The organism is Mycoplasma sp. 613B (assembly GCF_054343485.1).
On record NZ_JBTGVH010000031.1, the window covers coordinates 1 to 4,457 of the forward strand.

Below are 4,457 nucleotides of genomic sequence, written 5' to 3' on the forward strand. Positions count from 1 at the left end.
ATCTCTTACTAAAAAGTAAGCAAGAGAAATTTACACAAAATATCTTACACTACCAGTTCGCGTTGCTTCATTTTTCTTTATTTTTCCTTTATTTTAATGTCTTCTTCTTTTTCTTTTTTCTCTGCTGTGAGAAATATTATTAATTTTTTTATCTAAGAATTTTTCTTTTCTTTTTCCATTTTTAGATTCTTTTCTATACTTTTCTTTAATAATAACACTTGGTTCAGGATTTAGTTTAATTTCTCTTTTGTTGTTTTTAGTGTTTGCAATAAATTCAGCTAAAATTATAGCTAATTCTTCTGTATTAAAAGTTTCTAATAATTTATCTTTGATGTTTGTGTATTTTGCATATTTATTTTTTTCTAATATTAGTTCACATTCTTCAAATATTCTTTTTTCTCAAACAGATTTTAATTTTTCATCACTCGGAACAAGGATTTCTTCAATTTCAGAGTTAGTTTCATTTGCAATTCTTTCAATGTGTAAAATCTCATTATGTTTTACAAAAGATAAAGAATATCCGGTTCTACCAGCTCTTCCGGTTCTACCAATTCTATGTGTATAATATTCAATTTCCTGAGGTAAATCAAAATTAACAACTCACTCAACGTGATCTACATCAATCCCTCTTGCCATAACATCTGTTGCAACTAAAATTGAAATATCTTGTTTTCTGAATTTATCCATTACAAAATTTCTTTCTCTTTGTTGCATATCACCTTGAATACCAGATGCTTTAAAACCATATTCTCTTAATGCATCACTAAGTTCATCAACTCTTTTTTTAGTTCTTCCAAATATAACAACTGATTTAGGTTTATATAATTCAAGAAATTTTATTAAGTTATTTAATTTACTTGATTCTTTCATTAAAACATATTCTTGCTTTATTGTAGAACTTGTAGTTAAACCTTGTGAAATAGAAATTACTTTTGCATCAGTTGTAATCATTTCACTTAAATTCTTAGTTTTTTTATCAAATGTTGCTGTAAAAAAGAAATTTTGTCTTTGCTTTGGAATAAAGTTTAAAATTTCTTTAATTTCTTCGTAAAATCCTACTTTTAATAATTCATCAGCCTCATCTAAAGTAAAGGATTTTAAGGCAGAAAAATCTATATTTAACTTAAATTTTTCTCCTTTTAACAAATCAATTAATCTTCCTGGAGTTGAAATAATGATTTGTGGTTTTTCTTTTATTGCTTGTTTTTGTTTATCATATGAAATCCCACCTAAAATTAATGCATTTTTGATTGCAAAATTTTTAGTAAGACTTTCAAATGTTGTATAAATTTGTGTAGCTAATTCTCTTGTTGGAGCTAAAATTAAATGTTGTATACTTTTATTTTTTTCGTCTGTATTTTGAATTATTGGTATAGCAAAAGCTGCAGTTTTACCTGTTCCTGTTTGTGCCTGACCAATAATATCATTTCCCATTAATGCTAATTCTATAACAGCATCCTGTATTGGTGTTGGTTGATCATAACCCATTTCTTCTATTGCTGTTTCTAATTTATTTATTAAATTAAATTTTTTAAATCCCATTTTTTCCCTTTTTATATTATTTTTACAAGTGATTTTAATCACCTAATTTCCTTTATATTTAGTTTTCTATATTCGCCTTTTTTTAATCCAATATGACTGAGTCCAGCAAATTCAATTCTATTTAATGATTGAACTTTTAAATTGAAAATTTCAAATAATTTTTTAACATGGTGATAAGTCCCCACACTTAAAGTTACTAAATAAGATTTAGTATCTACTTGTTTTACTTCTTGTTTTGAATTTATCCCATCAATAAAGACATTATTTCCATTTAAAAAATCTAATTGCTGTTTTGTTAACGGTTCATTCAATCTAACTCTATAAATTCTTAATATATTATATTTTGGATGTAATAATCTTTGAGTTAATTCACCATCATTAGTTAAAAGAATTGTTCCGGTGGTATTATAATCTAATCTTCCAACAGGGAAAATAAACTTATTTTCCTGTATTAAATCAGTAATAACGGTTCTTTTTTGTGGATCATTTAATGAACAAATTACTTTTTCTGGTTTATTCATTATATAGTAAACATTTTCTTGTTTAAAAAGCGGTATACCATCTACCAAAATTTTATCTTTAAAACTTGCTTTATCACCTAAATTTGCAATTTTTCCGTTAATTGTAACTTTTTGTGCTTGAATTAATTCTTCTGCTTTTCGACGTGAAGCAATCCCTGCTTGTGATATGAGTTTTTGAACTCTTTCTATTTTCATAAACAAAATTATATATTATTTTCGCTTTTTATTAAATAAAAAATCAATCCTTGCAAAGGACTGATAATTTATTTTGAAAATATATCTTTGAATTTGTCGGGATATAAATAAGACATTTTTTTAATAATTTCATCAAAAGCAATTGGATTATAAGATAATTCTCTATTTTTTAAAAATGAATATTTTTGTGTATCAAAAATTAAAAAGTTGCTTGCACTTCAATTGCCACCTTGTGCGTCTAAACCAACTACTTTTGCATCACTATCATAGACTCCACTACCTGAAGAACCGCTATATCAGTCATAATCTTGAACTTCACCTCATATAGCTGGTCTTATTGCATTAACACCACCTTGTGATGAATTTGAAAATTTTATAGGATTATTTCCTATTAAATATTCTCTATATCTTAATCCTGGATAACTATCACTATTTCCTAAAGTTTGAACTTTTGGTAATGTAGCCATATAAAAATTCAAATTGTTAAAGGAACTTAAATATAAAGATAAATCTGAAATTTCTAAAGGTTTTAGTTTTTTAAAATTTAAGAAGTGACGTATAGCATTTTTTTCTTTTTCATTTAGTGAACGATTTTTATATTGATAATGATCTAAATCTTGATTTTCAAAAGTAGTAAATATTGGTTTAAAATCAACAATTGCTATAATAGCATCTAAATTATCATAAGTATTTCTATGGACTACTTCTCCATTATTGTTTTTAAAATCACCGTAATAATTTGCTACAGAATTACTAAAATCTAAAAATAAATCAAAAGTTATTCCTTGTTGATCTTGAGGGATTTCAAAATCGAATATATTTCCATCTGGTTGTAATTCAGGATGCTCTTTATTTGTGTAAATAGGGAAATATTTATTTGTTTCTGGATTAGTAGATGGTCTTGCAATATTTGTAGAAGCTATTAATTGCGGGTGTTGAACAGTTATTCTTTCATATCCTTGTAAATTTTTATCGAGTGTTCCTATTCCGGATTTTCTGTTTGTATTTCAAACGTGGAAATTAACAAAAGCATAAAATCTATAATCGTTAGAATTGTCATTTACTTTTGCAAAAATATTTCACGTTCCATCAGCATCGGAATTTAAACTAAACACACGATTTCTTCCTTCTTCAATAGGTTTTACTGTATTTTCGCTGTATAAACGGCGAGAACGGTCGTTAGCATTAGGTGCATCTATTAATATATTTTTTCTAGACTCAGCATTAATTACCTTGTCTTCAGTTTTTAAATCATAAGTATTTTTATATCCTGTTGATGTGCTTAAAATAGAATTATTATCTATTTTTTGTTGTTGATGAAAAGATATTTTCTCATCTTTTTCACTTTCATTTTGTATTCAATTAACAAAAAACTCACTTCGATTTATAAAGGCAGAGCGATTATTTGAGTGATTATGAACTGATAAAATATTATTAAATTTAATTTGATTATTTTTAGTGTCTAAACTTAATTTTAATTTATTATTTTCTAAAGATAGACTAAACTTAATATTACTTTTAATTTTAGAAAAGATCTCTTGTTGAAATTCAGGATTTTCAGATACATAATCAAAAAGAAAATCAACATTTTCTAAAGTTTTATTTTCTTTAATATTTTTTAAAGATACAGGCACTCTAACTCTTGAATGAATATCATTAAACTCATTTGAATCTTTAAATTCTCTTGGATTTAAATCTAGTTCAAAAACAAATCAAAAAAGGACATTTTCTGCAGGAAAATCATTTGGAATAATAATTGAATTTAAATCTTCAATAATATAGGCATTATTTTTATTTTCATTAATTTTAAAAATAGAATCTTTTAAATATTCCCTTGTTTTAAATCAATGTATTTTTTGATTTATATTATTTTTTTGTAACTTAAAATCTGTATTTTTATTTTTTATTTTTCTATTTGGATATCTTTTTTCTAAATTATAAAAATCAAAATTATAATCTAATAAAGTATTAAAGTTTTCTACTGAAAAATTAATATTGGTTTTCTTATCAGTATTTTTTTGACTTTCTAAAAGCAAATCATGCTTTGCAATTTTTAAACCGTTGTTTATTTGTGAATTATTCTCTACTAGGTTTTCATTGTTGATAAATAATTGATTTTTTAATTTTTCTGAATTATTTCAATTAAAATTTAAACAGGGACATAAATTTGGGACACCAAATTTATGTTTTTATTTAAGG

3 protein-coding genes are annotated in these 4,457 nt (G+C 24.8%); all 3 read right to left on the reverse strand.

Annotated features, from left to right (window positions below; translation table 4 throughout):
• Positions 1–93: 93 nt before the first annotated feature.
• The 3 genes from ACXX87_RS03945 to ACXX87_RS03955 all read right to left on the reverse strand — a co-directional run bounded on the left by ACXX87_RS03945 (position 94) and on the right by ACXX87_RS03955 (position 4,294).
• A complete protein-coding gene (locus ACXX87_RS03945) occupies positions 94–1,542 on the reverse strand; it encodes a DEAD/DEAH box helicase (protein ID WP_458557668.1) in 1,449 nt (482 codons plus the stop codon).
• Between the two features lie 11 nt (positions 1,543–1,553).
• Positions 1,554–2,258 (reverse strand): pseudouridine synthase, encoded by a 705-nt coding sequence (locus ACXX87_RS03950; RefSeq protein WP_436359142.1) that lies wholly within the window; start codon positions 2,256–2,258, stop codon positions 1,554–1,556.
• A 68-nt stretch (positions 2,259–2,326) separates the two neighbouring features.
• Entirely contained in the window at positions 2,327–4,294 is a 1,968-nt protein-coding gene (locus ACXX87_RS03955) for a hypothetical protein (RefSeq protein WP_458573315.1), read from the reverse strand.
• Between the last annotated feature and the right edge of the window lie 163 nt (positions 4,295–4,457).